Origin of the sequence: Nostoc sp. CHAB 5715, from assembly GCF_020829685.1 — a bacterium.
GTDB lineage: Bacteria > Cyanobacteriota > Cyanobacteriia > Cyanobacteriales > Nostocaceae > Nostoc.
Genome location: NZ_JAIVFR010001129.1, coordinates 1 through 2,216 on the forward strand (window position 1 = coordinate 1; position 2,216 = coordinate 2,216).

General features: G+C 38.9%; 2 protein-coding genes. Both read right to left on the reverse strand.

What is annotated here, in order from left to right; genetic code table 11:
- Positions 1–122 precede the first annotated feature (122 nt).
- Positions 123–584, reverse strand: coding sequence for a type II toxin-antitoxin system VapC family toxin (locus LC574_RS36795; protein ID WP_229458563.1), 462 nt, complete (start codon positions 582–584; stop codon positions 123–125).
- Entirely contained in the window at positions 584–883 is a 300-nt protein-coding gene (locus LC574_RS36800; protein WP_229458565.1) for a helix-turn-helix domain-containing protein, read from the reverse strand. The genes LC574_RS36795 and LC574_RS36800 overlap by 1 nt, the downstream gene beginning before the upstream one ends.
- Between the last annotated feature and the right edge of the window lie 1,333 nt (positions 884–2,216).

The window sequence follows — 2,216 nt, forward strand, 5'->3', positions numbered from 1 at the left end:
ATTAACCCGGTACATGCCTCGCCCCTCGTGGGCGAAAAATTAATCTTGGGGAGGTTAATACCCCGCTCATATTGGGCGGCTTGTTTAAAACTAATCGCAAGCTCGCTAACCGCTAATCGCTTTTATCCGTTTGGGGTTTTTGTGGTGGTAGTAGCGGTTTTAACCTCTCCCACTGTTCGTTGCTTAAGTCTCCTCTGTTCATCATCATCACAAGGCGATCGCTTCTTTTTTAGGATACAACGAGTTTGAAAACACGCCCTAGCAATCAACAAATCAGCTCGTCCTATTTTTTGCAACTTGGGAACGATACGTAGTCGCTCAAACTGCTCTGATGCTGTCTGGCTTACTGGCACAATTAAAAGTTGATTGAGCAGTTCTTCGGTACGAAATAAAAGTGACTGTGCTTTAAGTAAATCTGCACCGGTTTGAGCTTTTATAAGGTAGTCAATTCGTCCGCGCAAAACTTCACCTTTAGTAATAATGGTAATGCCAACGTCTGGATCATCCACAGACCTCAATCGCTCAACAACATTTGGCTGTCCAGCATAAAGATGAGTAAGGGTGTCGGTATCAAGCAAATACATTAATCAACAGACTCCGTATCCACTTCCGAGCGTTGCCTACTGTGGTATATTGCTGTTCTCAATTGTGCCAAAGTATCATCATCTGCTAAAGTGCCTACTTGTTGAAGCAGAACAGCCCGACCGCTTTTTGAGCGTAGCCAGTCGTCAATTGCTACTTTTAAGAATCTCCAGTCGTCTTGAATTTTGCGACCTGGGATATTTCCAAGCATTGCTTGATGCACAACTGTTTGAGTCGGCAGTCTTAGGTATGCTGAGGTTTCTTCAAGAGTTAAAACCTCTGGTAGTGTTACTTGCTCCATAACTCACTAGTGGGATGTTAAATCTTAGGTTGATCGTAACAGTATGTAGAGTGTTTGAGGAAAAACTCTTGAGTTTCATACAGGAAAAATGGGTGTTGCATAAATGTGGCATCAATTGGCAGTTGAAACCATTAAAAATTCCTTCCAAATTGGGCGAAATCATCCCATGATTCAGCAATGCCAATTATCGAATTAGATTATCGTTGCTGTGTCGAGTTCAGGATAATGGTTCTTACAGCTATTTTCAGGTAAATAGACCACACGGTAGGAGCACAGCATTGCTGTGCCCTTACGACAGATGTGGTTCAAATACATGAAAACTGCTGTCAAACGTCTTTATGAGGTCATGAGCGGGTTTACTACAGGTAACAGCATTATATAAAGCTTGTATGAACTTGATTGTTGCTTAAGCTGAGGACATCTCTGCTTATATATAAAATTAACTTATGTGTTTTTCAGCTAATTAGATATCACAAAATGATTTCTGGTAGAAAAAGAAATTGCGTTTTTGTCAAGAATAAAATAAAATTTTACAAGATATCAAATTTTTAATAAGCGAACAAAATACATCTGCGCGAAGGATAATTTTAGGCTTATAAATATTTTAAAATGTATTAGATTTTACAGAAAATTATATCTTGAAGATTGGGTAAAGAAGTTGACTTGATCTAATAATAGTGATAAAAAATAACTGTCTTGACTAAGTAAAATAAAACACTCAAAAAACCAATTTAAACGAGCTATTTTGCTCGAATTTTGGAAACTATTTTTGATGAAATTCATAGGTAACTTTTAAAAAATTAATTGACTGCAAGTAATCACCTGCTTTTGATTAACACTACCTTCGCTTTCTTTACGAGTATTGTTCCCTCTTGTCTTGGGCTATTTCGGCAAAAGCTAGACTAACTCAATTTTTGGCGAAGATATTGACTATACTTCAGTGCGATGCCTGCGGTTCTTGCTAGCCTACGCATTTTATTTGTGACTAGTATTTAGTCATATCTTAACCTGAGTATTACTATTTTGGTCTTGGACTTAGTGGCTTAATAATTGAATCTTCAACTATCGGTGATACTGCTCTAGGTGGTGGTAATAAGGTAGTCCAAAAAGGTCTAGATATTCCTCCGGGTTTTATCCTCAAAGGTGTTCGAGTTTGTTACCAATCATCGAATTCCAGAAGCTTTATTACCCAGATCCGACTCTCACAGGTTCAAGATCCCCCCAGTAGGGCTTTTGTCCGTTTGGATGATGGAACAGATTTCACCAATCCCGGCCCAGTTTGTGTAGATAGCTCATCCACCTTAGTAGATCCCACACAAGGGGCTGTATTTTT